This window comes from Arthrobacter sp. 05T444, from assembly GCF_056395905.1.
This window is the reverse complement of record NZ_JBFTKK010000015.1, coordinates 70,778-92,328: the sequence shown is the minus strand read 5'-3', so window position 1 is coordinate 92,328 and position 21,551 is coordinate 70,778. Positions and strand designations below refer to the sequence as shown.

Annotated in this window: 21 protein-coding genes; 4 read left to right on the top strand and 17 right to left on the bottom strand. The window is 65.1% G+C overall.

The genetic code is table 11. The annotated features are described in order from the left end of the window. Position 1: 1 nt before the first annotated feature. A complete protein-coding gene (gene glnA, locus AC1DD3_RS15310; protein ID WP_230117653.1) occupies positions 2-1,342 on the bottom strand; it encodes a type I glutamate--ammonia ligase in 1,341 nt (446 codons plus the stop codon). Between the two features lie 262 nt (positions 1,343-1,604). Here glnA and panB point away from each other — a divergent pair, with 262 nt between their 5' ends. Then, entirely contained in the window at positions 1,605-2,510 is a 906-nt protein-coding gene (gene panB / locus AC1DD3_RS15305) for a 3-methyl-2-oxobutanoate hydroxymethyltransferase (protein ID WP_230117654.1), read from the top strand. 37 nt (positions 2,511-2,547) lie between these two features. Here panB and AC1DD3_RS15300 read toward each other — a convergent pair whose 3' ends face one another. Continuing rightward, entirely contained in the window at positions 2,548-2,712 is a 165-nt protein-coding gene (locus AC1DD3_RS15300; protein ID WP_230117655.1) for an SPOR domain-containing protein, read from the bottom strand. Between the two features lie 126 nt (positions 2,713-2,838). Here AC1DD3_RS15300 and map point away from each other — a divergent pair, with 126 nt between their 5' ends. Next, positions 2,839-3,717, top strand: a complete 879-nt coding sequence (gene map, locus AC1DD3_RS15295; RefSeq protein ID WP_230117656.1) for a type I methionyl aminopeptidase — start codon at positions 2,839-2,841, stop codon at positions 3,715-3,717. An 84-nt stretch (positions 3,718-3,801) separates the two neighbouring features. Then, positions 3,802-4,605, top strand: a complete 804-nt coding sequence (gene ppgK, locus AC1DD3_RS15290; RefSeq protein ID WP_230117657.1) for a polyphosphate--glucose phosphotransferase — start codon at positions 3,802-3,804, stop codon at positions 4,603-4,605. A 129-nt stretch (positions 4,606-4,734) separates the two neighbouring features. Here ppgK and nrdR read toward each other — a convergent pair whose 3' ends face one another. From nrdR to AC1DD3_RS15275, 3 genes are all read right to left on the bottom strand, one after another. After that, positions 4,735-5,232 (bottom strand): transcriptional regulator NrdR, encoded by a 498-nt coding sequence (gene nrdR, locus AC1DD3_RS15285; protein WP_230117658.1) that lies wholly within the window; start codon positions 5,230-5,232, stop codon positions 4,735-4,737. Between the two features lie 118 nt (positions 5,233-5,350). After that, positions 5,351-6,727: a histidinol dehydrogenase gene (hisD, locus tag AC1DD3_RS15280; protein ID WP_476882029.1), complete on the bottom strand. Its 1,377-nt coding sequence runs from the start codon at positions 6,725-6,727 to the stop codon at positions 5,351-5,353. Further along, entirely contained in the window at positions 6,724-7,275 is a 552-nt protein-coding gene (locus AC1DD3_RS15275; protein WP_230117660.1) for a hypothetical protein, read from the bottom strand. The genes hisD and AC1DD3_RS15275 overlap by 4 nt, the downstream gene beginning before the upstream one ends. A 182-nt stretch (positions 7,276-7,457) precedes the next feature. Between AC1DD3_RS15275 and AC1DD3_RS15270 the strand changes: the two genes are divergently transcribed. Beyond that, positions 7,458-7,916, top strand: a complete 459-nt coding sequence (locus AC1DD3_RS15270; RefSeq protein ID WP_476876610.1) for a flavin reductase family protein — start codon at positions 7,458-7,460, stop codon at positions 7,914-7,916. Between the two features lie 36 nt (positions 7,917-7,952). Here AC1DD3_RS15270 and dnaE read toward each other — a convergent pair whose 3' ends face one another. From dnaE to murG, 12 genes are all read right to left on the bottom strand, one after another. Beyond that, entirely contained in the window at positions 7,953-11,510 is a 3,558-nt protein-coding gene (gene dnaE, locus AC1DD3_RS15265; RefSeq protein ID WP_230117662.1) for a DNA polymerase III subunit alpha, read from the bottom strand. Positions 11,511-11,584: 74 nt separating this feature from the next. Beyond that, entirely contained in the window at positions 11,585-12,511 is a 927-nt protein-coding gene (locus tag AC1DD3_RS15260) for an RluA family pseudouridine synthase (protein WP_230117663.1), read from the bottom strand. Then, positions 12,504-13,076, bottom strand: a complete 573-nt coding sequence (gene lspA / locus AC1DD3_RS15255; RefSeq protein ID WP_476882028.1) for a signal peptidase II — start codon at positions 13,074-13,076, stop codon at positions 12,504-12,506. The genes AC1DD3_RS15260 and lspA overlap by 8 nt, the downstream gene beginning before the upstream one ends. Positions 13,077-13,157: 81 nt before the next feature. Then, a complete protein-coding gene (locus AC1DD3_RS15250; RefSeq protein WP_230117665.1) occupies positions 13,158-13,847 on the bottom strand; it encodes a DivIVA domain-containing protein in 690 nt (229 codons plus the stop codon). Between the two features lie 171 nt (positions 13,848-14,018). After that, complete coding sequence (locus AC1DD3_RS15245) at positions 14,019-14,306, bottom strand: YggT family protein (RefSeq protein ID WP_230117666.1); 288 nt, start codon at positions 14,304-14,306, stop codon at positions 14,019-14,021. Between the two features lie 145 nt (positions 14,307-14,451). Beyond that, positions 14,452-14,982, bottom strand: coding sequence for a cell division protein SepF (locus AC1DD3_RS15240; RefSeq protein WP_230117667.1), 531 nt, complete (start codon positions 14,980-14,982; stop codon positions 14,452-14,454). Positions 14,983-15,071: 89 nt separating this feature from the next. Then, positions 15,072-15,809, bottom strand: coding sequence for a YggS family pyridoxal phosphate-dependent enzyme (locus AC1DD3_RS15235; RefSeq protein WP_230117668.1), 738 nt, complete (start codon positions 15,807-15,809; stop codon positions 15,072-15,074). Beyond that, a complete protein-coding gene (locus tag AC1DD3_RS15230; RefSeq protein ID WP_476882027.1) occupies positions 15,802-16,494 on the bottom strand; it encodes a purine nucleoside phosphorylase YfiH/LACC1 family protein in 693 nt (230 codons plus the stop codon). Before AC1DD3_RS15230 ends, AC1DD3_RS15235 begins: the two co-directional genes overlap by 8 nt. Before the next feature lie 88 nt (positions 16,495-16,582). Next, on the bottom strand, positions 16,583-17,809 hold the full coding sequence (gene ftsZ, locus AC1DD3_RS15225) for a cell division protein FtsZ (protein ID WP_230117670.1): 1,227 nt from the start codon (positions 17,807-17,809) through the stop codon (positions 16,583-16,585). A 189-nt stretch (positions 17,810-17,998) separates the two neighbouring features. Continuing rightward, the gene (locus AC1DD3_RS15220; protein ID WP_476882026.1) at positions 17,999-19,075 is read right to left on the bottom strand and encodes a cell division protein FtsQ/DivIB; all 1,077 of its coding nucleotides are present in this window, start codon (positions 19,073-19,075) and stop codon (positions 17,999-18,001) included. Further along, positions 19,068-20,447, bottom strand: a complete 1,380-nt coding sequence (gene murC, locus AC1DD3_RS15215) for a UDP-N-acetylmuramate--L-alanine ligase (protein WP_230117671.1) — start codon at positions 20,445-20,447, stop codon at positions 19,068-19,070. Before murC ends, AC1DD3_RS15220 begins: the two co-directional genes overlap by 8 nt. Then, positions 20,444-21,544, bottom strand: a complete 1,101-nt coding sequence (gene murG / locus AC1DD3_RS15210) for an undecaprenyldiphospho-muramoylpentapeptide beta-N-acetylglucosaminyltransferase (protein ID WP_230117672.1) — start codon at positions 21,542-21,544, stop codon at positions 20,444-20,446. The genes murC and murG overlap by 4 nt, the downstream gene beginning before the upstream one ends. Between the last annotated feature and the right edge of the window lie 7 nt (positions 21,545-21,551).

Genomic DNA, 21,551 nt, shown 5'->3' with positions numbered 1-21,551 from the left:
CCTAAAGGATGCCCAGGTTGCGCTGCAGCTCATAGGGCGTCACCTGCAGCCGGTAGTCCTGCCATTCGGCCCGCTTGTTGCGCAGGAAGTGCTCGAACACCTGCTCGCCAAGGATCAGGGGCATGAGTTCGGAGTCTTCCATGGTGCGGATGGCGTCGTGCAGGCTGGCAGGCAGGGGGTCGTGGCCCATGGCCCGGCGCTCGGCCGAACTCAGCGACCAGATGTCGTCTTCGGCCGCCGCGGGGAGCTGGTAGCCCTCCTCGATTCCCTTAAGCCCCGCGCCCAGCAGGACCGCGTACGCGAGGTACGGGTTGGCCGCCGAGTCGATGCCGCGGTATTCGATCCTGGCCGACTGGCCCTTGCCCGGCTTGTACAGGGGAACACGCACCAGGGCGGAGCGGTTGTTGTGGCCCCAGCTCAAGTAGCTGGGCGCCTCTCCCCCGCCCCAAAGACGCTTGTAGGAGTTCACGAACTGATTGGTTACCGCCGTGAGTTCCGGGGCGTGCTTGAGGATGCCGGCGATGAACTGGCGGGCCGTTTCGGAGAGCTGGAACTCGGAGCCCGCCTCGTAGAAGGCGTTCGCGTCACCCTCAAACAGCGAAAAGTGAGTGTGCATGCCCGAGCCCGGGTGCGCCGTGAACGGCTTGGGCATGAACGTGGCGTAGGTGCCCTGCTGGAGCGCCACTTCCTTGATGACGGTGCGGAACGTCATGATGTTGTCCGCCGTCTGGAGGGCATCCGCGTAACGGAGATCGATTTCGTTCTGTCCCGGTCCGGCCTCGTGATGGCTGAACTCCACGGAGATGCCCACCGATTCGAGCATGGTCACGGCCGTGCGCCGGAAGTCCTGTGCCACGCCCCCGGGCACGTGGTCGAAGTATCCGCCTTCATCCACAGGCACCGGGGAGCCGTCCGGACCCGGCTCCTGGGACTTCAGGAGGTAGAACTCAATTTCCGGGTGCGTGTAGCACGTGAACCCCATATCGGCGGCCTTGGCCAGGGTGCGCTTGAGGACGTTGCGGGGGTCCGCAGCGGAGGGTTCGCCGTCAGGGGTCAGGATGTCGCAGAACATCCTGGACGTCTGCTCGGTTTCGCCGCGCCACGGCAGGATCTGGAAGGTGGCGGGGTCCGGCTGGGCCAGCATGTCGGATTCGAATACCCGGGCCAGGCCTTCGATCGACGAACCGTCGAAGCCCAGGCCCTCTTCGAAAGCACCCTCAACTTCGGCCGGCGCCAGTGCCACCGATTTGAGTGAACCCACGACGTCGGTGAACCAGAGACGTACGAACCGCACGTCACGCTCTTCGATCGTGCGCAGGACAAACTCTTGCTGGCGGTCCATGAGGCCTCTTCTCCGGGTCAACGTTCACGCCGCGGCCCATCACTAACCAAGCCGCCGGCAGCTCACGAATCACTTTACTAAGCATTCACGCCTGATGTTGGCGCAGGTGCTCCGCGTAACACAGCGTTAACACAAGGGGTGGCCTGAAGCGCCTGAAAGGGGCCGGCCGGGCACCGCCAAGCGACAGCTTGTGACGGGAATCACCCGGAGGCCGTCGCTGCCCGGTAGCTAGGACGTTGGGTCTCGGTTTACGCTCTAGCATATGGCCCCAAGCAGCAGTCCCGACGCAAGCATGTCCGCTGAAGTACCCGCCCCGTACGGCAACGGTCCCGCGGCGGCCGCAGCGCCGTCGTCGGAATCCACCAAAAAGGCTGTGCCAAGAATCCGCACGCACCACCTACAGCAGGCGAAGGTTAAAGGGGAGCGCTTCGCAATGCTCACGGCTTACGAGCAGTACACGGCGGAGATCTTCGACCAGGCAGGTATCGAGGTCCTGCTCGTGGGCGATTCAGCGTCGAACAACGTTTTCGGCAACGAGACCAGCCTCCCGGTGACCGTTGATGAGCTGCTGCCGCTGTGCCGCGCCGTCGCGCGTTCGGCAAAGCGGGCCCTGGTGGTGGCGGACCTGCCTTTCGGCAGTTATGAGGTTTCCCCCCAGCAGGGAGTGGCCACCGGCGTCCGGTTTCTGAAGGAGGGCCTGGCGCACGCCGTCAAGATCGAAGGCGGCAAGTTCTACGCCGAAACTGTCCGGGCCATGGTCCAGGCCGGCATCCCGGTGATGGCCCACATCGGCTTCACGCCGCAGAGTGAGCACTCCCTGGGCGGCTACCGCGTGCAGGGCCGCGGCGACGATGCGCAGCGGCTGATCGACGATGCCGTGGCCTTGGCCGACGCCGGGGCGTTCTGCGTGCTCATGGAAATGGTCCCGGCGGAGACAGCGGCAGCAGTGGACGCGGCGGTCCAGGTGCCAACAATCGGAATCGGCGCCGGGAACGTCACCACCGGCCAGGTCCTCGTCTGGCAGGACATGGCAGGACTCCGCGGCGGCAAAATGGCCAAGTTCGTCAAGCAGTATGCCGACCTGCGCACCACCCTCGGCGATGCGGCCAAGGCTTACGGCGACGACGTCCGGTCAGGCCATTTCCCGGGCCCGGAGCACTCGTTCTAAAGGATCTGTCCCTCCGGAGGTTCAGTCCTCGCGGGCATCAGTCCTCGTCGCCTTTTTCCCAGGCCTCGTTGCGGGCGTGGACCTTCTCCATCGCGTGTTCGGCCTCTTCCCTGGTCTTGTAGGGGCCGATGAGCTGGGTCCAGTCCGACATCGCGTCCTCTTCCACCTCATGGGTCTTCACGTTGTACCAGTACTCGGGCATCGACGTTCCTCGCTTCCGGTTGACAGCCGGCCCCGCCGGCGTGATCCACGTAACGTAAACCGCAACCGGGGCCGGTGGCCGCACAAAATTTACATGGCAATCTGCGCTGCCTTATATGATCAATCTATGCCTTCCTTAGCCTCGACCGCACCCACCGGCACGCTCACCCCGGGATCGATCAGCCCGCAGCGGCCAGTCCCCGCGTCCATCCCGCGGCCCGAGTATGTCGGCAAGCCCGCTCCGGCCAAATTCACCGGCTCCGAAGTGAAGTCCGCTGAAACCATCGAGAAGATCCGCGTTGCGGGCAGGATAGCAGCGCAGGCCATCGTGGAGGTGGGAAAGCACATCGTGCCTGGCGTCACCACGGATGAACTGGACCGCATCGGCCACGAATTCCTGCTCGACCATGACGCCTACCCGTCCACGCTCGGGTACCGCGGCTTCCCGAAATCCCTCTGCTCGTCACTGAACGAAGTGATCTGCCACGGCATTCCGGACAGCACCGTGGTCCAGGACGGCGACATCCTCAACATCGACATCACGGCCTTTATTGGCGGCGTGCACGGCGACACGAACCACACCTTCCTCGTCGGGGACGTGGACGAGGAATCCCGCCTGCTCGTGGAGCGGACCAGGGAATCGCTGAACCGCGCCATCAAGGCAGTCGCTCCCGGGCGCCAGATCAATGTGATCGGCCGCGCCATCGAGTCTTACGCCAAGCGCTTCGGCTATGGTGTGGTCCGTGACTTCACCGGCCACGGCGTGGGCGAGGCCTTCCACACCGGCCTGATCATTCCGCACTACGACGCCGCGCCCGCCTACAACACGGTCATTGAAACAGGCATGGTCTTCACCATTGAGCCCATGCTCACGCTGGGCACCATTGAATGGGACATGTGGCCCGACGATTGGACAGTAGTGACGCGGGACCACAAGCGCACCGCACAATTCGAACATACGCTCCTTGTCACCGAAACCGGCGCCGAAATCCTCACCCTTCCCTGACGCCGCCTGTAGCGTCCCCCTGACTCTCCCGGCAAGCGACCCTTGCCCTGCCCGAGCCCAAACCCAGCCACGAACGGAATCCCATTGGCCAAGAAGGACGAAAAGACCCGCAAGCACGCCCCGCTGATCGGCATCGACATCGGCGGCACCGGAATCAAGGGCGGCATCGTCGACCTGAAGAAGGGCAAGCTGATCGGCGACCGCTTCCGCCTGGCAACGCCCCAGCCGGCGACGCCCGCAGCGGTAGTGGAGGTGGTGGCGCAGGTGGTCGAGGAATTGTCCGCGCGCCCTGACGCACCGGAGGCAGACAGCCCAGTAGGAGTGACCTTCCCCGGCATCATCCAGCACGGTGTGGTTCATTCCGCCGCCAACGTGGACAAGAGCTGGATCAATACCGACATCGATGCGCTGCTCACCGCGCGGCTTGGCCGTCCGGTGGAGGTTATTAACGACGCCGACGCCGCCGGCCTGGCGGAGGCCCGCTATGGTGCCGGTGCGGGAATCGGCGGCACGGTCCTCGTGATCACGCTCGGTACGGGCATCGGATCCGCCTTCATCTTCAACGGACACCTGGTTCCCAACGCCGAACTGGGCCACCTGGAGATCGATGGCTATGACGCCGAAAGCAAGGCGTCAGCCGTGGCGCGTGAGCGTGACGGCCTCAGCTGGGAGGAGTACAGCGTCCTCCTGCAGCGATATTTCTCGCACGTGGAGTTCCTTTTCTCCCCCGAACTGTTTATCGTCGGCGGCGGCATCTCCAAGCGCGCGGACGAGTACCTGCCGCACATGCGGCTGCGCACCCCGATCGTTCCCGCCGAGCTGAAGAACGAGGCCGGCATTGTGGGCGCGGCCCTTGAAATTGCAGTGAAGCACGAGCTGGCAAAATAATTAGCTGTGGCGGAGGGACCCACTCCGGCCAAGGCACGCAGAAGGCGGCAGACACAATGTCTGCCGCCTTCTGCGTTTCACTGGAGCCGGTGGCGGCTGCGGCTTCCCCTCCGCTGCCGCCACCGGAGTCTAGAGCGGGCTCTTTTCGGAGCTCTTGCCTTCGGAGCGCTTGGCTTCGACTTCGCCCTCGTGGCGCAGCAGCGCGATGGCGGATTCGAAGTCCTCCAGCGATTCAAAGGCCTGGTACACGCTGGCGAAGCGAAGGTACGCCACCTTGTCCAGCTTCTGCAGCGGACCAAGAATTATCAGGCCGACCTCGTGGGCATCGATTTCCGCGGCCCCGGAAGCCCTGATGTTCTCCTCGACCTCCTGCGCCAGCAAGGCGAGGTCGTCCTCGCTGACGGGGCGGCCCTGGCAGGCTTTGCGGACACCGTTAATAACCTTGCTGCGGCTGAAGGGTTCGCCGACGCCGGAACGCTTGATCACGGAAAGGCTGGTGGTTTCGACCGTGGTGAACCGGCGGCCGCACTCAGGGCATTGCCGCCGCCGTCTGATCGCGGAACCGTCATCAGCCATGCGGCTGTCCACCACGCGGGAATCGGGGTTGCGGCAAAACGGACAGTACATGTTCGTTCCTTCCCCTGGCGCGCGGTGGCGGTCCGGGCCTGACACCCGACGCTTCTCCCGAACCAGTTTACGGCTAGATGTAGCTGAATAACAAGCCTGTAATTACTACATGTAGTGGTCAGTTGCCTGATTTGAACCGGGCGGTGACCGCGTCGCCGTGGGCAGGCAGGTCCTCCGCCCCGGACAGGCTGACGATGTGCCCGCTGACCTGCTCCAGCGCGGCTTCGGTGTAATTGATGACCTGTATTGCGCGCAGGAAAGTTGTGACGTTCAGGCCCGATGAGAAAGCGGCCGTTCCACTGGTGGGCAGGACGTGGTTTGACCCCGCGCAGTAATCACCGAGGCTCACGGGACTGTAGTCGCCAACGAAAATGGCACCGGCGTTCCTGATCCGGGCGGCAACGGCGGGAGCGTCCGCCGTCATGATTTCGAGGTGCTCGGCCGCGTAGGCATCGCACGCGGCGATCCCCTGGTCGAGGTCGTCCACCAGGACGACGCCGGACTGCGGGCCGGACAGTGCTTCACGTACCCGCTCGCCGTGCTTGGTGGTGGCGGCCTGGAGCTCAAGCTCCTCCCGCACGTCGGCGGCGAGCTGCTCGGAGTCCGTAATTAGGACCGAGGCCGCCTTCGGATCGTGTTCAGCTTGGCTGATCAGGTCCGCGGCAACGAACGCCGGCCGGGCCGTCGCATCGGCCAGGATGGCGATCTCCGTGGTGCCCGCCTCGGAATCGATCCCCACGACCCCCTTGACCAGACGCTTGGCCGTGGCAACGAAAATGTTTCCCGGTCCGGTGACGACGTCCACCGGTTCCAAGGCTGCTTCACCCTCGGCGCCCGGGACTCCGTAGGCAAAAGCGGCGATGGCCTGGGCCCCGCCAATCGCGTACACCTCGCTGATGCCCAGCAGCGCCGCGGCCGCCAGGATCGTGGGGTGTGGAAGACCGCCGAAGTCCTTCTGGGGCGGGGAAGCCAGTGCGATGGATTCCACACCAGCTGCCTGCGCGGGAACCACGTTCATGATGACCGATGACGGATAAACGGCCAGGCCGCCCGGAACGTACAGTCCCACCCGTGCTACCGGCACCCATTTCTGGCTCACGACGGCACCATCCCCGAGGGCAACGTCGACGTCGGCAGGTCGCTGTCCGTCGGCAAAGCGCCGGGCACGGCTGATGGATTCCTCCAGCGCCGAGCGAACAGCCGGCTCCAGGCCGTCCAGCGCGGATTTCAGCGCCTCTGCCGGAACACGCGGGTGCGCCTGCTCCACGCCGTCAAAGCGCCGGGCAAAGTCTGCCAGGGCAGCGAAGCCGCGCTGCCGGACCGCTGAAATGATGTCCGTTACCTTCTGCTCGGCATCTGCCACCGTCTGGTGCCGGGCACGCGGCACAGCCTCCCTCAGCTCCGCGAGGCTGAGCTGGCGGCCCCGCAGGTCAACGGTGCGGAAATCGACGGCGGGGTAATTCGGGCGTACGGAGCTGTCCGGAGAAGTGGTCACCGGTCCATTTTACGCAGGAAACCGAGCAGGCCGATGGCGAAGTAGCCGGCGGCAACGGCCGCCGGCCAAAGGAGCAGAACCGGGTAGGACCTCAAGGAAAATGCAACGCTTGCGCTGGCTGACGTGTCCTGTGGTCCTCCGAACCAGAGACCGGCAAGCACCCCGCTCTGCCAGGCGAGGAGGGCAGCCGCGCCGCTGGCAGCCACCGACGCCGCCAGCATGCGGCGCGATCCTGCATCCTTCCGGCCGGTCAGCAGCACGGCGACGAGGCAGCCGGCGAAGAGAAAGAGTCCAGCCAGCACAAGGTCCCGCGGGAGCCAAACCTCGGTGTTGGTTCCGGATGCCAGCGCGGCATTCCCGGAAACGAGGTTCAGGCCGCCGGGCGCCAGCAGCCACCACAGGATGCCGGCAGGTATTCCCGACGCTGCGATTCCCGCCGCCCACGGCCAACTGCGTCGGTTGCGTTTCCGGCCCCTGAAGCTGCTTTCCTGGGCGTGGTCCGCCTGTTCCTGGTGGCGGGCCGGAGGTGCGGCTGCTGGCTGGGTCATGAACAAACGTTAACAAATGTTCGCCCGCATTGCGGAAAGAGGCCCTCATTGCACGCGGATCACGCAACCCGCCGGAAGCCCAATACTCTTGTAGTGGGAACCCAACAACCAACAGATCAGCAGCAGGGAGATCGATAACAGTGGCCTCAGATGACGCCGCCTTCGAGGGCACGTTCAAGGAAATGTTCCGCCGTCATGCAGCTGGCGTGGCCATCATCACGGTGAACTTCAACGGCGTACCGTACGGCTTCACCGCCACCTCCGTGGCGTCGCTGTCGGCCAAGCCGCCGCGCTTCACGTTCAACATGGCACGCAGTTCGAGTTCATGGCCGGCGGTCGCCAACACCACGTACATCGGCGTGCACATGCTTGGCTTGGAAAACCAGGAACTGGCTGACCGTTTTGCCCGCACCAAAGAGCGCTTCGCCGGCGATCACTGGGCACTGGGCCCCCACGAGGTGCCCATCCTCAAGGACGTCGCCGGCTGGCTGATCGGGAAGATCCAGATGCGGCTCTCCTTCGAGAACAACGCGGTGGTCGTGGTGGAAGTGGTGGAAGGCCAGGTGGGCGAAGACGGCTCACCCCTGCTCTACCATTCCGGAACGTACGGGCAGCCCGTGCCGCTGGACTACGAGATCTAGCCCCGGCCGCCGGGCCCGGGAGACCGGACGCAGCTCCTAGGCGTCCAGGCAGGCAGGACCGAGCAGCACTTTGAGGTCTCCGAAGAGGGACGGGTTGGGGTTGACCCGCAGGTGCACGGGCAAGCCCATGACTTCTACGCGGGCGTCGCCCTGCAGGTTGATCCGCACCTCGGAGTTTCCCCGGTGGTTGCGCAGCACGTCCCCCAGTTCGGTGACCACGGCTTCCGTGGCCTTGTGCGTGGGCATCGTGATCACGACGGGCCCGTTAGTGCCCTCGCTGAGGTCCGGCACGGAAAGTTCCATGCAGTTCAAGGTGACGGCGCCGTCGTCGCGCCGTTGAAGTCGGCCCTTGACCACCACGATCAGGTCCTCGGCGAGGACCGACGCGATGGGCCCGTACACCTGGCCGAAGAACATCACTTCGATGGAACCGCCGAGGTCCTCAATCTCCGCCCTGGCGTAGGCGTTGCCGCTGGCCTTGGCGATCCTGCGGCTGAGCGAGGTGATCATGCCCGAAATGGTGACGATCGCGCCGTCATGCGGCCCGTCTTCGGCGATGATCGAGGTGATGGACTGGTCGGCGTGCTGGCTCAGGAGCCCTTCGAGGCCCTGCAGCGGGTGGTCGGAGACGTACAGGCCGAGCATGTCGCGTTCGAAGGAGAGCTTGTCCTTCTTTTCCCACTCGGGAAGGTCGGGGATCTCAATGCTCAGAGACGCCTCGGACTCGGCTTCGTCAAAACCGGCGAAGAGGTCGAACTGACCGATCGCCTCGTTGCGCTTGAGCGTGATGACGGAGTCGATGGCCTCCTCATGGATCATGGCCAGGGCACGCCGGTGGTGGTTCAGCGAGTCGAACGCGCCTGCTTTGATCAGGGATTCAATGGTGCGCTTGTTGCAGACCACCGCGGGGACCTTCATGAGGTAGTCCTTGAAGGACGTGTAGGCGCCTTCCTTTTCGCGCGCCGCCACCATGGCTTCGACGGCGTTCACGCCGACGTTGCGGATGGCGCCCATGCCGAAGCGGATGTCATTGCCCACAGGGGTGAAGTTCAGCGCTGACTCATTGACGTCGGGCGGCAGCACGGTGATGCCCATGCGCCGGCATTCGTTGAGGTAGATCGCCGACTTGTCCTTGTCGTCGCCGACGCTGGTCAGCAGGGCTGCCATGTACTCCGGCGCATAGTGCGCCTTCAGGTACGCCGTCCAGTAGGAGATCACGCCATAGGCGGCCGAGTGGGCCTTGTTGAAGGCGTAATCGGAGAACGGCAGCAGGATGTCCCAAAGCGTCTTTACTGCGGCCATGGAGTAGCCGTTGTCCTGCATGCCCTGCGAGAAGCCGGCGAACTGCTTGTCCAGTTCCGATTTCTTCTTCTTGCCCATGGCGCGGCGCAGGATGTCGGCCTGGCCCAGGGTGTAGCCCGCGAGCTTCTGCGCCACGGCCATGACCTGCTCCTGGTACACGATCAGGCCGTACGTGCCACCGAGGATTTCGGAGAGCGGTTCCTCGAGCTCCGGGTGGATCGGGATGACCTCCTGGATTTTGTTCTTGCGCAGGGCGTAGTCGGTGTGCGCGTTGGCGCCCATGGGGCCTGGCCGGTAGAGGGCCAGCACGGCGGAGATGTCTTCGAAGTTGTCAGGCTTCATGAGCTTGAGCAGCGACCGCATGGGGCCGCCATCGAGCTGGAACACGCCCAGCGTGTCACCCCGGGCGAGCAGCTCGTAGGACTCGGTGTCGTCAAGCTCCAGGGTCTCGAGGTCCAGATCGATGCCGCGGTTCATCTTGATGTTTTCCAGGGCATCCGAAATGATCGTCAGGTTTCGCAGCCCGAGGAAGTCCATCTTGATCAGGCCCAGGCCCTCGGACGTCGGATAGTCGAACTGTGTGATGACCTGGCCGTCCTGGAAGCGGCGCATGACCGGAATCACGTCGATGATGGGGTCCGAGGACATGATGACGCCGGCGGCGTGCACGCCCCATTGCCGTTTCAGGCCCTCGATGCCCAGTGCCGTCTCAAAGACCTTGGCGGCCTCGGGGTCGGTGCTGATCAGTTGGCGGAAGTCACCGGCTTCGCTGTAGCGCTTGGCGTCCTTGTTTTGGATGTCGGCCAGCGGAATATCCTTGGCCATCACGGCCGGCGGCAGCGCCTTGGTCAGCTGCTCGCCCATGCTGAACGGGTAGCCCAGCACGCGCGAGGAGTCCTTGAGGGCCTGTTTGGTCTTGATGGTGCCGTAGGTGACGATCATCGCCACACGTTCGTCGCCGTATTTCCGCGTGACGTAGTCGATCACCTCGGAGCGGCGCCGGTCATCGAAGTCGACGTCGAAGTCAGGCATGGAGACGCGGTCCGGGTTGAGGAAGCGCTCGAAGATCAGGCCGTGGTGCAGCGGATCAAGGTCGGTGATTCGCATGGCGTACGCCACCATGGAGCCGGCACCCGAACCACGTCCCGGACCGACCCGGATGCCGTTGTTCTTGGCCCAGTTGATGAAGTCGGCCACCACCAGGAAGTAGCCCGGGAAGCCCATGGAGGTGATGACCTCCAGTTCATAGTCGGCCTGCTTGCGGACCTTGTCCGGGATGCCCTGGGGGTAACGGTATTGGAGTCCCTTGTCGACTTCCTTGACCAGCCAGGACGTTTCGTCCTCACCCTCCGGGCAGGGGAACCGGGGCATGTAGTTGGCGCCGGTGTTGAACGAGACTTCGCAGCGCTCGGCGATCAGGAGCGTGTTGTCGCACGCGTCGGGGTGGTCGCGGAACAGTTCGCGCATTTCCTGCGGTGACTTCAGGTAGTAGCCGCTGCCCGAGAAGGCGAAGCGCGAGCCACCGTTGTCGTAGGTCGGCTCCAGGAGGGTGGAACCTGACTGGATGGCCAGCAGGGCCTCGTGCGCTTTGGCATCATGTTCGTGCGTGTAGTGCAGATCGTTGGTGGCCACCAGCGGAAGGTTCAGGTCCTTGGCCAGGCGCAGGAGGTCTCCGGTGACGCGCCGTTCGATGTCCAGGCCGTGGTCCATGAGCTCGCAGAAGTAATTCTCCGCGCCGAAGATGTCGCGGAACTCTGCAGCAGCCTCAAGCGCTTCACGGTACTGGCCCAGCCGGAGCCTTGTCTGGACCTCACCGGACGGGCAGCCGGTGGTGGCGATGAGCCCTTCCGAGTAGGTGTTCAGCAACTCACGGTCGAGCCGGGGCCATTTGCCGAAGACCGAGTCCAATGAGGCGATCGACGAGGCACGGAACAGGTTCCGCATGCCCACGTTGTTGTAGCTCAGCAGGGTCATGTGGGTGTAGGAACCACCGCCGGAGACGTCGTCCTTGCGCTGGCTTTCCTCGCCCCAGCGGACCCGGCTCTTGTCACCGCGGGCGGTCCCGGGCGTCACATAAGCTTCGACACCGATAATGGGCCTAATGCCCTTGTCCGTGGCCCTCTTCCAGAAATCGAAGGCGCCGAAGAGATAGCCATGGTCAGTGGTGGCCAGGGCGGGCATGCCAAGCCGCTCGGTTTCATCAAAGAGCTCTCCGAGCCGGGCGGCACCGTCCAGCATCGAGTACTCGGTGTGGTTGTGGAGATGGACAAACGAGTCGTTGCTGGAAGTCACCGGACCATTCTAGTGCCGAGCAGCGACACAATCGCGCGGACCGGCCGCGCCGGCCGGTGGCTGTGAGGTAAGGCTCAGGCGTCGCCGGACTCCAGCACCTGCAGTGCATAGGTCAGGTCTTCGGGGTATTCGCTGGTCACGGTCACGCGCTCCCCGGTCCGGGGGTGGTCGAAGCCAAGCTGCCGGGCGTGGAGCCACTGCCGGGTCAGCCCAAGCGTCGCGGCAAGCCGCGGGTCTGCGCCGTAGGTGAGGTCGCCCGCGCACGGGTGCCGAAGCGCGGCGAAATGGACCCGGATCTGGTGCGTCCTGCCCGTTTCCAGGTGCACCTCCACGAGGGTGGCTTTCCCGTAGGCCTCAAGGACCTCGTAGTGCGTGACAGACGGCCTGCCGTCCTCGATGACGGCGAACCGCCAGTCATGGCCGGGGTGGCGGCCGATCGGCGCGTCGATGGTGCCCTGCAGCGGGTCCGGAAGGCCCTGGACCACGGCATGGTAGACCTTGTCCACCGTGCGTTCCTTAAAAGCCCGTTTGAGGGCGGTGTAGGCGGGCTCCGTCTTGGCCACCACCATCACGCCGGACGTTCCGACGTCGAGACGGTGGACGATGCCGGCCCGTTCGGCGGAACCGGAGGTGGAGATGCGGTAGCCGGCACCGGCCAGGCCACCGACGACGGTCGGTCCCACCCAGCCGGGAGACGGGTGGGCGGCGACCCCTACCGGCTTGTCGACGACCACAAAGTCGTCGTCGTCCAGCAGAATCTTCAGGCCTTCCACAACTTCCTCCACGACTTCCAGGGGATCCCGCCGCTCCGGGACCGTCACGTGCAGCACGGTGCCGGACGCGAGTTTGGCGGACTTTCCCACCGGTTTGCCGCCGCTGAGGACGTTGCCCTCGGCGATCAATGTGGCCGCGAGCGACCGTGATACACCGATCAGCTTGGCCAGTCCGGCGTCCACCCGGCTGCCGTCAAGCTCTTCGGGCACCACCACGCGTTCAGACATCCGTGCCCCCGTCCCGCTTAGCGGCAGTGTGGCGCGATCCGTCCAGGGCGATGCCCCGCAGCGTGAGCAGGCAGATGATGACCACCGACGACACAACGGCCGAGTCGGCAATGTTGAAGATCGCGAAATTAGGCAGCTGGATGAAGTCGACCACGTGGCCCATGGCGAAGGACGGCTCGCGGAACAGACGGTCCGTCAGGTTGCCCAGGGCCCCGCCGAACAGGAGGCCAAGTGCCACGGCCCACCACGCCGAACCGAGCCTGCGCAGCTGGACCAAAATGGCGACGGCGACGCTCACCATGACGATGGTGAAGACCCACGTCACGTTCTCCCCGATGGAGAAGGCGGCACCGGAATTCCGGATGTAGTACCAGTGCAGCAACGGAGGCAGCACCGGGATCCGTTCGCCTTCGACCATGGTGCTGGTGACCCACAGCTTGGTGAGCTGATCGAAGAAGTACGCGAAGAGGGCAAGCCCGGCGAACAGGGCGAGCAGCACGGCGCGCCGGGGCCGCGGTGGCAATGAGGCTGGGTGCGCTGCGTCAGCGGCAAGTTCGTCAGTCATGGTGCTTTCATTCGGGAACCGTTGTTAATCACAAAAGCCGGTGGCCGAGGAATCCTCAGCCACCGGCTTTCAGAATACGTGCTAAACGGCAGCGCTGCTTTCGCCGACCTCAGGCGCAGCGACCGAGCCGCGGGCATCCAGGTCACGAAGCTGGCCTTCGATGTAGGACTTCAGGCGTGAGCGGTAGTCGCGCTCGAAGCCGCGGAGCTGCTCCACCTTGCGCTCGAGGACCGACCGCTGCTGCTCCAGGGCACCGAGAATCTTGCGGGACTTCTCCTGGGCATCGTTGACGAGGCTGCTGGCCTCGATCTGCGCTTCGGCAATGATCTTGTCGCGCTGGTCCTGGCCGTCAGCAATGTGGCGGTCGTGCATCTGCTGCGCCATGGCGAGCAGGCCTGCGGCCGATTCGGAGACGTTGCCACCAGCGGCCGGAGCCTGTGCCGCAACGGTTGCAGGCTGCTCGGCTTCCTTCTTCTTGGCAGCTTCGGCAGCCTTGGCTTCCGCCTCGGCCTTCGCACGCGATTCGTCCTTGTCGGACTTCGCGGGGGCGGGAACCTTTTCGACGACAGGTGCCACAGCTGCGGAAGCGGCAGGAGTTCCAGTGCCGCCCTCGGACAGCTTCTTGCGAAGTTCGTCGTTTTCCTGGTTCAGGCGGCGCAGTTCAACGACGATTTCGTCCAGGAAGTCATCAACTTCATCCTGGTCGTAGCCTTCGCGGAACTTGGTCGGCTGAAAGCGCTTGTTGACAACGTCTTCTGGCGTCAAAGCCATCTGGTCACCTCGTTGGTCTAGTTAGTCAGTAGGCCTTCCGGCCGTCAAAACTACGGTACCTAAATATGGTCTGGTTCCTCTAATTCAACACTGTGATGTCAAACCGGAGATTCTTCCGCGCGGACGGCGATCGGGTCAGGAACCGCCGCTGCGCTGCAAGCTATTGTGAAATTATGCGAGGCCCCTGGTGATCGCCATTGCCACGCTGAGGGCAATGAACAAAACCAGAAAGCCAAGGTCAAGCGAGACTCCGCCGAGCCTCAGAGGCGGGATGACGCGGCGGAGGACTTTCAGCGGAGGGTCCGTGACCGAGTACACGGCGTGGGCCGCCACGAGGGCCATGCCCCGCGGGCGCCAGTCCCGCGCGAACATCTGGACCCAGTCAAACACCAGCCGCACGATCAGGGCGACGAAGACGAACAGCAGGACAATATAGACAAGCCCGAAAACTAATCCCATGAGCTAACCCATATCTCCATGTTCGTTCCGGATGCCGTGGCGTCCTGTAGGTCTTGGCTGTTGATGCTGTCCGCTATTCCAGCACAAATACTACTTCAGCACGGATGCCAGGCAGGTGTCCCTGCCTGGCATCCGGATAGCCTGCTTAGCTTTGGTTGAAGAAGCTGGCGGTGGTCTCGCTGGCCTTCTTGTCATCGCCGATGACCTCAATGTATGACGGCGAGAGCAGGAAGACCTTGTTGGTGACCCGCTCAATGCTTCCGCGCAGGCCAAACACGAGTCCTGCAGAGAAATCCACCAGGCGCTTCGCGTCGGCCTCACCCATGTCGGTGACATTCATGATGACGGGGATGCCGTCCCGGAAGCTTTCACCAATCAGCTTGGCGTCATTGTAGGACCGCGGGTGGATCGTGGTGATCTGCCGCAGTCCGGTGGTCTCTTCGCGGCTCGACGCCGCACGTTTAATAGGTGTCACGGGTGCGCGGTATTCCTCTTCGGCGGCGGGTGGCGCCTCACGGACGACCTCGCGGACGGGTGCCGGAGCACGGCGTTCCTCGCGGTCAGGCTCCATTGAGTGGTCCTCATCCTTTTGCTGGGTGGAAAGCTCAGACTCGTAGTGTTCTTCGCCATCGGCGAGCCCAAGATAGATCATTGTCTTGCGCAGAGCGCCGGCCATGGTCGACTCCTAATCGTGTCCGTAAGCGGGCCGCCCAAAAAGTCTCGACAGCATTGGAATCCCCGCCATTCACTTCCAATACTCAGACGCTACCGCACCGCCGGGCGCGAACCGAGAATATCCGAACCAATTCTGAGGTGTGTCGCTCCGCACCTGATGGCGGCTTCGAGGTCCTGGCTCATGCCTGCAGAAACCCCGGTGGCATGCGGGTGGTCGGCCCTCAGCCGGGCTGAAATCCCGGACAGTTTCGCGAAGGCCCGGTCCGGGTCGGCCCCCAGCGGCGCCACGGCCATCACACCTGCCAGCCGGAGTCCGGCGGCTCCCTCCAGCTGATCGGCCAGGAGGGGCACGTCGGCGGGGGCGGCGCCGCCCCTGTGCGCCTCGGCGTCGTCGTCGAGGCTGACCTGGATGAAGCAGTCAAGGCTGCCCCGGCCTGAACGCTCCTGTTCCACGGCCATCGCACGGCCAAGCGCTTCCACCAGCTGGGAACGGTCCACGGAATGCACGGCGTGCGCGTACCGGACCACGGTTTTGGCTTTTTTGCTTTGGAGCTGGCCCACGAAATGCCACCTGACATCGAGTCCGCTCAGCAACGCCGCCTTTTCCGACGCTTCCTGGTCGCGGTTCTCCCCGAAGTCCGCCACGCCAAGCCCGGCCAGCCGGGCGATGTCCTCGGCGGGGTGGAATTTGGAGACCACAATGAGGCGTGGCGGGTCGTCGGTGCGCTCTGCGGCGGCCACCGCCGCCGCGATCCGCTGCCTGACGGCTGTCAGTCGTTGCCCCAGCTGGGCTGTCCGAGGGTCCGTTTCCGGCGTCATCTCACTCATGGGTCCACACCAGGCCGGCGAACCGTCCCGAGTTCCTGTCCCTCCGATAGGAGTAAAGCGTTTCGGTTTCCAAGGTGCAGGGTCCCCGGTATTCAACCAGCACACCCTCTGATTCGAGTTGGCTCACCGCGCCGGCGGGCAAATCCAGAGCGGGAGTTCCCCACGTGGTGGCCGACCAGGCGGCAGGCGCGACGGCGGCGACCTCCTCGCGCAGTTCGGCCGGCACTTCGTAGCACCGCCCGCAGATTGACGGTCCGAGCCAGGCGCGGATGTTCCTGGCCCCCGCGGCGCGAAGCTGGTCCACGGCAGCGGGAATGACCCCCGAGGCCAGCCCCGGGCGCCCGGCGTGAACCACGCCAAGCACAGGGCCGGCGCCGCCGGAGTCGCCAACCAGCACCAAGGGAATGCAGTCGGCTACCATGACCGCCATCGGCAGCCTGCGGGAAACCATGGCATCCGCCGTGGGTGCCGCGGTGGCGGACTCCAGGACGGCCACGTCGTTTCCATGAACCTGGTTCATGTACTGGAACCGGCGGGGCGCGATGCCCGCCGCCTTATCCAGTTCCTCCCGGCGCCGCATCACCGACGGTCCATGATCGCCAACATGCAGTGCGAGGTTGCCCGCACCTGTGTCAGTGAATGCCACCGACACACCGGGGAAGACTTCAGCACGCCACAGAAACAATCAGAACACCGACAACAATCAAAAACACCGACAATCAGGAGAGCGACAGCAAGGAACCTCCCGGACGGCACTGCCGTCCGGGCAGCGCCTACTTCAGGAAGTCCGGAACATCCAGGTCGTCTGAGCGGCTGCCCGAGAGGTCCGGCTCAACAACCGACGGAAGGTCGACGTCGAACCCCGAGTCAGCGGGAACGGCAGAGGGACGCTGCTGGCCCCAGTTGCTCAGACCTGCTGCTCCGACTCCGGCGTGCACCGGCTGGACGTGGACCTGATGGTTGTTCGACGGCGCCTGGTTCGACGGCGCGGTGGCCGGAACCGCCGGGCGCTGGGGCGCGGACTGCGGCTGGTCCATGGAAGGAGAGGTGGCCTTGACGTCGTCGAAGCCGGCGGCAATCACCGTGACGCGGGCTTCGTCGCCGAGGGCGTCGTCGATCACCGCGCCGAAGATGATGTTGGCTTCGGGGTGCGCCACTTCCTGGACCAGGCGGGCAGCCTCGTTGATCTCGAACAGGCCGAGGTCCGAACCGCCCTGGATCGAGAGCAGAACGCCGTGGGCGCCGTCAATGGAGGCCTCAAGGAGTGGCGACGCAATGGCCAGTTCGGCGGCCTTGACGGCCCTGTCCTCGCCGCGCGCCGAGCCGATACCCATGAGGGCGGATCCGGCACCCTGCATGACAGACTTCACGTCGGCGAAGTCCAGGTTGATCAGGCCGGGGGTGGTGATCAGGTCGGTGATGCCCTGGACACCGGACAGCAGGACCTGGTCGGCGGAGCGGAACGCATCCAGCACCGAGACGTTGCGGTCACTGATGGACAGCAGGCGGTCGTTCGGGATGACGATCAAGGTGTCGACTTCGTCGCGCAGGGCGTCAATGCCGGCCTCGGCGGAACCCGCGCGGCGCCGGCCTTCAAACGTGAACGGACGGGTCACGACGCCGATGGTCAGTGCACCGAGGGAGCGGGCGATACGGGCCACGACGGGCGCGCCACCCGTTCCGGTGCCGCCGCCTTCGCCCGCAGTAACGAAGACCATGTCGGCCCCACGGAGCACTTCCTCGATCTCGTCGGCGTGGTCCTCGGCAGCCTGCTTGCCGACCTCCGGGTTGGCGCCTGCGCCAAGCCCGCGCGTCAGTTCGCGTCCGACGTCGAGTTTGACGTCGGCATCGCTCATCAGCAGGGCCTGGGCATCGGTGTTTATTGCGATGAATTCAACACCGCGGAGACCCACATCAATCATGCGGTTGACTGCGTTCACGCCACCGCCGCCGATGCCGACGACCTTGATGACGGCCAAGTAATTCTGCGGAGCTGCCACGTTACGTGTCCCTTGTTCGTGTCCTATTGCGAAAACTGATGGAGTCGAGCTTGAAGCTTTGAACCTTAACCTTCGAGTTGAAGGTTATAGTTATGTCAAGTAACTCATGTCTGTGACGCTATTTCCTATGCTTCGTACATTCAATGACCACCACCGCGTGTCGTACTAATCACCGCGAAATAGAGCGGATCAGCGCGTCACCGGGTGCCGCGGCACACTGATGTCGTAAGTATTGACCGGATTGGCCGGGTCTGCAGGAACCTTGAGAAGGGCTTCCAGCACCCGCGCCTTCAGTTCCCGCTCCCCCGCGTTGCCCCAGATGATCGTCTGGCCGTCTACCAGCTTCAGCTCCACCGCGTCCACGGACTTTGCAGAAGCGTTGGACAGCCTGCCCAGCACGCTTGGCGGCAGGGCACCGAGGACCGCTGTGGTGGCCTGGAAGAGGTCCTTGCCGATGGTGCCTGCTCCGCCGTCAATCACCGGCAGCTGCACCGCTTCGGGATCGGCCGTGGTGCTGAGGCGCACGCCGTCCACATCCACCAGGAGGTATTCCTGGCCCCGCTTCACCAGCGCTACGGGGACGCGCTCCTGCACCTGGACCACGAGGACTGAAGGAGGGTGCGCCTGCGTGGTTACCGACTTGATCTGGACGAGTGGTTTCAGCAGTCTGCTGACTTCCTCATCGCTCACTTGCGGCAGGGGTTTGCCTTCAAGCGGCTTGAGGGCGGCCTGGACCTGCTTGGCCTTGAGCAGCTTGGTGCCGCTCACCGTCACTGACTTGACCGCGAGCACCGGGGAGTAGACGGCCGCCAGGAGCAGGCCCGCCACAAGTGCAGCCGCCACGCAGGCGGCCACAATGATGTTCCGCCTGATCCGTTTGCCCTTGGGCTCGGGGAACGCAAGCACGTTGTCAGCCTCGGCGCTGCCGGATCCGGTTGTCGCGGACGCCGCGCCGTCCGGAGCCGCCTGCCTAAGCGTGCGCATTCCCCACGGCCGCTTTGCAGCCGCCAGCGGTGCTGCCGTGCCCTTCCCGGACGCCTCATGCCCGGGCTTGGTGCCCTGCCGTTTAGTGCCCTGCTTTTTGGTGCCCTGCTGCCGCTTCGCTGGCTCCGGGCGGCGTTCCTGGCCGTGGTCATGCGACGGGTCAGCGGGTGCGCTCTTGGACGCGGAGATGACGCCCGGCCGCTGCTCCCCACTGGCTTCCGGCGTTTTGTCCCGGTTTCCGGAGCTGACGGGCCGGTAGGTGGGCCGGCGCGTGCTAGCCACTGAGCGACTCCACGATGAGGGGCCCGTACGCGGTCACGTCTCCGGCGCCCGCTGTCAGGATGATGTCGCCCGGCTGCGCGGCTGCGTCCATGGCTTCGACTGCTGCTGCACCGCCTGCGACCCGGCGTCCTCCGGCCCCAAGGTGTGTGGCGATGAGTTCGCTGGTCACGCCGGGGATGGGATCCTCCCGCGCGGGATAGATGTCCAGCACCAGGGCGGTGTCAGCCGCGTTGAGGGCATCGGCGAACTCCTCGGCAAATTCCCTCGTCCTGGAGAACAGGTGCGGCTGGAAGAGGACGTGCACCTTGTGGCCCCCGGCGACGGAGCGCGCCGCGGCCAGGGCCGCGCGGACCTCGGTGGGATGGTGGGCGTAGTCATCGTAGACCCGCACTCCCCTGCCTTCACCCTTGAACTCGAACCGGCGTGACGCGCCGGAGAACCCTGCCAGGGCGGAGGCCGCCTTCGCCGCCCCTACCCCCAGCTCGAGCGCCACCGCCATTGCCGCGGCGGCATTGAGCGCGTTGTGGCGTCCGGGGACTTGGAGCGCAAGCGGAACCTGTCCTGCCGCCGTCGCGATGCTGACATTGCCGGGGCCACCGTCGAAGAGGCGCAAGTCGGCGTCGTCGGAGGTGCCGTACAGCACCACCCGGGTGTTGCCCCGCTGTCTCGTGCGCCGCGCCAGAGCCAGCGCCCCGGCGTCGTCCGCGCATGCCACGAGCACGCCGTCAGCGGGCAGCAGCTCCGTGAAACGGTCGAACGATTCATAGACCGCCTCGGCGGTGCCGTAATGGTCCAGGTGGTCCGGTTCGACGTTCGTGACCACGGCGATCTGCGGGCGGTAGTTGAGAAAGGACCCGTCGGATTCGTCCGCTTCGGCCACGAACACACTGGTGCTGCCGTGGGCCGCGTTAACTCCGAGCGACGGGACGTTGGCCCCGATGGCGAAGGACGGATCCAGGCCCGCACCCTGGAGAAGAACGGCGATCATGGACGTGGTGGTGGACTTCCCGTGCGTGCCGGCCACGGCGACCACGAGGTCGTCGGCCATCGTGGCCGCCAGGGCCTCCGAACGGTGGAGGACCGGCAACCCGGCAGCTTGGGCGGCGGCCAGCTCGGGATTGTCAGCCCGGATGGCCGACCCCGCCACCACGGTCTCGGCGTCGCCGAGGTTGGCGGCGGCGTATCCCACGGAAATCCTGGCTCCGGCCGCGGCAAGGTCTGCCATGACCGGCAGGTCTTTCGCGTCCGAACCGCTCACCGGCACGCCCCTGGCCACCATGATCCGGGCCACGGCGGACATGCCGACGCCGCCGATGCCGATGAAGTGCACGCGGCCAAGCGAGTCCTGGCTCAGTGTGCCGTTGCTGGTCATTTGGATACCGCTTCCAGTACAAGACCGGCCATGAGCCGGTCGGCATCCCTGATGCCTAGGTTTTCGGAGTTCGCTGCCATGGAATCGAGCCTCGCCCGGTCGGTCAGGAGGGGAATGAGCCGGCTCCGGACCCATTCCGGCGTGAAGTCACGGTCCGCCACCAGCAGTGCGCCCCCGGCCTGCACCAGCCCGTCAGCATTGAGGGCTTGCTCGCCGTTGCCGATGGGCAGCGGAACGAACACAGCGGGAACCCCCACGGCGGCGACTTCGCTCACCGTGGCTGCACCCGCACGGGCCAGCAGAAGGTCCGCTGCGGCGTAGACCGACTCCATGCCGTCAACGTATTCGAGCTGCCGGTAGCCGTCGGCCTGGAGGGCGTTGCCTTCGCTGTCCTCGATTGACTTGCCCCGGCCGGTGATGTGGAGCGTCTGGATCCCGGCCTCTGCCAGGGCACCGAGCGACGCGGCTACCGTCCGGTTGATGCTCTGGGCGCCGGACGAGCCGCCCGTCACGATGAGCACGGGCTTTTCGGGCTGCAGTCCAAGGGCGGCAAGGGCTGCACCGCGGGCCGATTCCCTGACCAGGGCAGAAACTTCCCGGCGCATGGGCATGCCGACATGACGGGCATTCCGCAGCGGCGTGCCGGCGAAGGCCACGGCCACGTGCCTGCTCAGCCGCGCACCCACCCTGTTTGCCAGTCCGGGACGGGCGTTGGCTTCGTGGATGACAATCGGAATGCTGCGCCGCCAGGCCGCGAGGTACATGGGCGTGCAGACGTAGCCGCCCACCCCCACCAGGACATCAGCCCGGGCGTCATCAAGGATGCGGCCGGCCTGCTTCACGGCACCGGCCAGGCGGGCAGGCAGACGCAGCAAATCCGGAGAGGGCCGGCGCGGGAACGGAACGCGGTCAATGGTGGCAAGCTCGATCCCCGCGGCAGGAACCAGTCTGGTCTCCATGCCCGCGGATGTTCCGACAGCGAGCAGCCGGGCGTCCGGACGCGCCTCACGGATGGCGGACGCGATGGCGAGCAGCGGATTGACATGCCCCGCCGTTCCACCGCCGGCGAGGACCACGGACAAAGACTCGGTTTTCATCAGGTGC

What these genes read in the sequence shown, in the direction of transcription:
- map (WP_230117656.1), top strand. Translation starts at nt 2,839, where the DNA reads ATGCCTTCCTTAGCCTCGACCGCACCCACCGGCACGCTCACCCCGGGA.
- AC1DD3_RS15240 (WP_230117667.1), bottom strand. Translation starts at nt 14,982, where the DNA reads ATGGCCGGCGCTCTGCGCAAGACAATGATCTATCTTGGGCTCGCCGAT.
- murG (WP_230117672.1), bottom strand. Translation starts at nt 21,544, where the DNA reads ATGAAAACCGAGTCTTTGTCCGTGGTCCTCGCCGGCGGTGGAACGGCG.
- AC1DD3_RS15275 (WP_230117660.1), bottom strand. Translation starts at nt 7,275, where the DNA reads ATGACCCAGCCAGCAGCCGCACCTCCGGCCCGCCACCAGGAACAGGCG.
- AC1DD3_RS15260 (WP_230117663.1), bottom strand. Translation starts at nt 12,511, where the DNA reads ATGTCTGAACGCGTGGTGGTGCCCGAAGAGCTTGACGGCAGCCGGGTG.
- lspA (WP_476882028.1), bottom strand. Translation starts at nt 13,076, where the DNA reads ATGACTGACGAACTTGCCGCTGACGCAGCGCACCCAGCCTCATTGCCA.
- murC (WP_230117671.1), bottom strand. Translation starts at nt 20,447, where the DNA reads ATGACCAGCAACGGCACACTGAGCCAGGACTCGCTTGGCCGCGTGCAC.
- AC1DD3_RS15245 (WP_230117666.1), bottom strand. Translation starts at nt 14,306, where the DNA reads ATGGGATTAGTTTTCGGGCTTGTCTATATTGTCCTGCTGTTCGTCTTC.
- AC1DD3_RS15235 (WP_230117668.1), bottom strand. Translation starts at nt 15,809, where the DNA reads ATGAGTGAGATGACGCCGGAAACGGACCCTCGGACAGCCCAGCTGGGG.
- AC1DD3_RS15270 (WP_476876610.1), top strand. Translation starts at nt 7,458, where the DNA reads ATGTTCCGCCGTCATGCAGCTGGCGTGGCCATCATCACGGTGAACTTC.
- AC1DD3_RS15250 (WP_230117665.1), bottom strand. Translation starts at nt 13,847, where the DNA reads ATGGCTTTGACGCCAGAAGACGTTGTCAACAAGCGCTTTCAGCCGACC.
- glnA (WP_230117653.1), bottom strand. Translation starts at nt 1,342, where the DNA reads ATGGACCGCCAGCAAGAGTTTGTCCTGCGCACGATCGAAGAGCGTGAC.
- nrdR (WP_230117658.1), bottom strand. Translation starts at nt 5,232, where the DNA reads ATGTACTGTCCGTTTTGCCGCAACCCCGATTCCCGCGTGGTGGACAGC.
- panB (WP_230117654.1), top strand. Translation starts at nt 1,605, where the DNA reads ATGGCCCCAAGCAGCAGTCCCGACGCAAGCATGTCCGCTGAAGTACCC.
- AC1DD3_RS15300 (WP_230117655.1), bottom strand. Translation starts at nt 2,712, where the DNA reads ATGCCCGAGTACTGGTACAACGTGAAGACCCATGAGGTGGAAGAGGAC.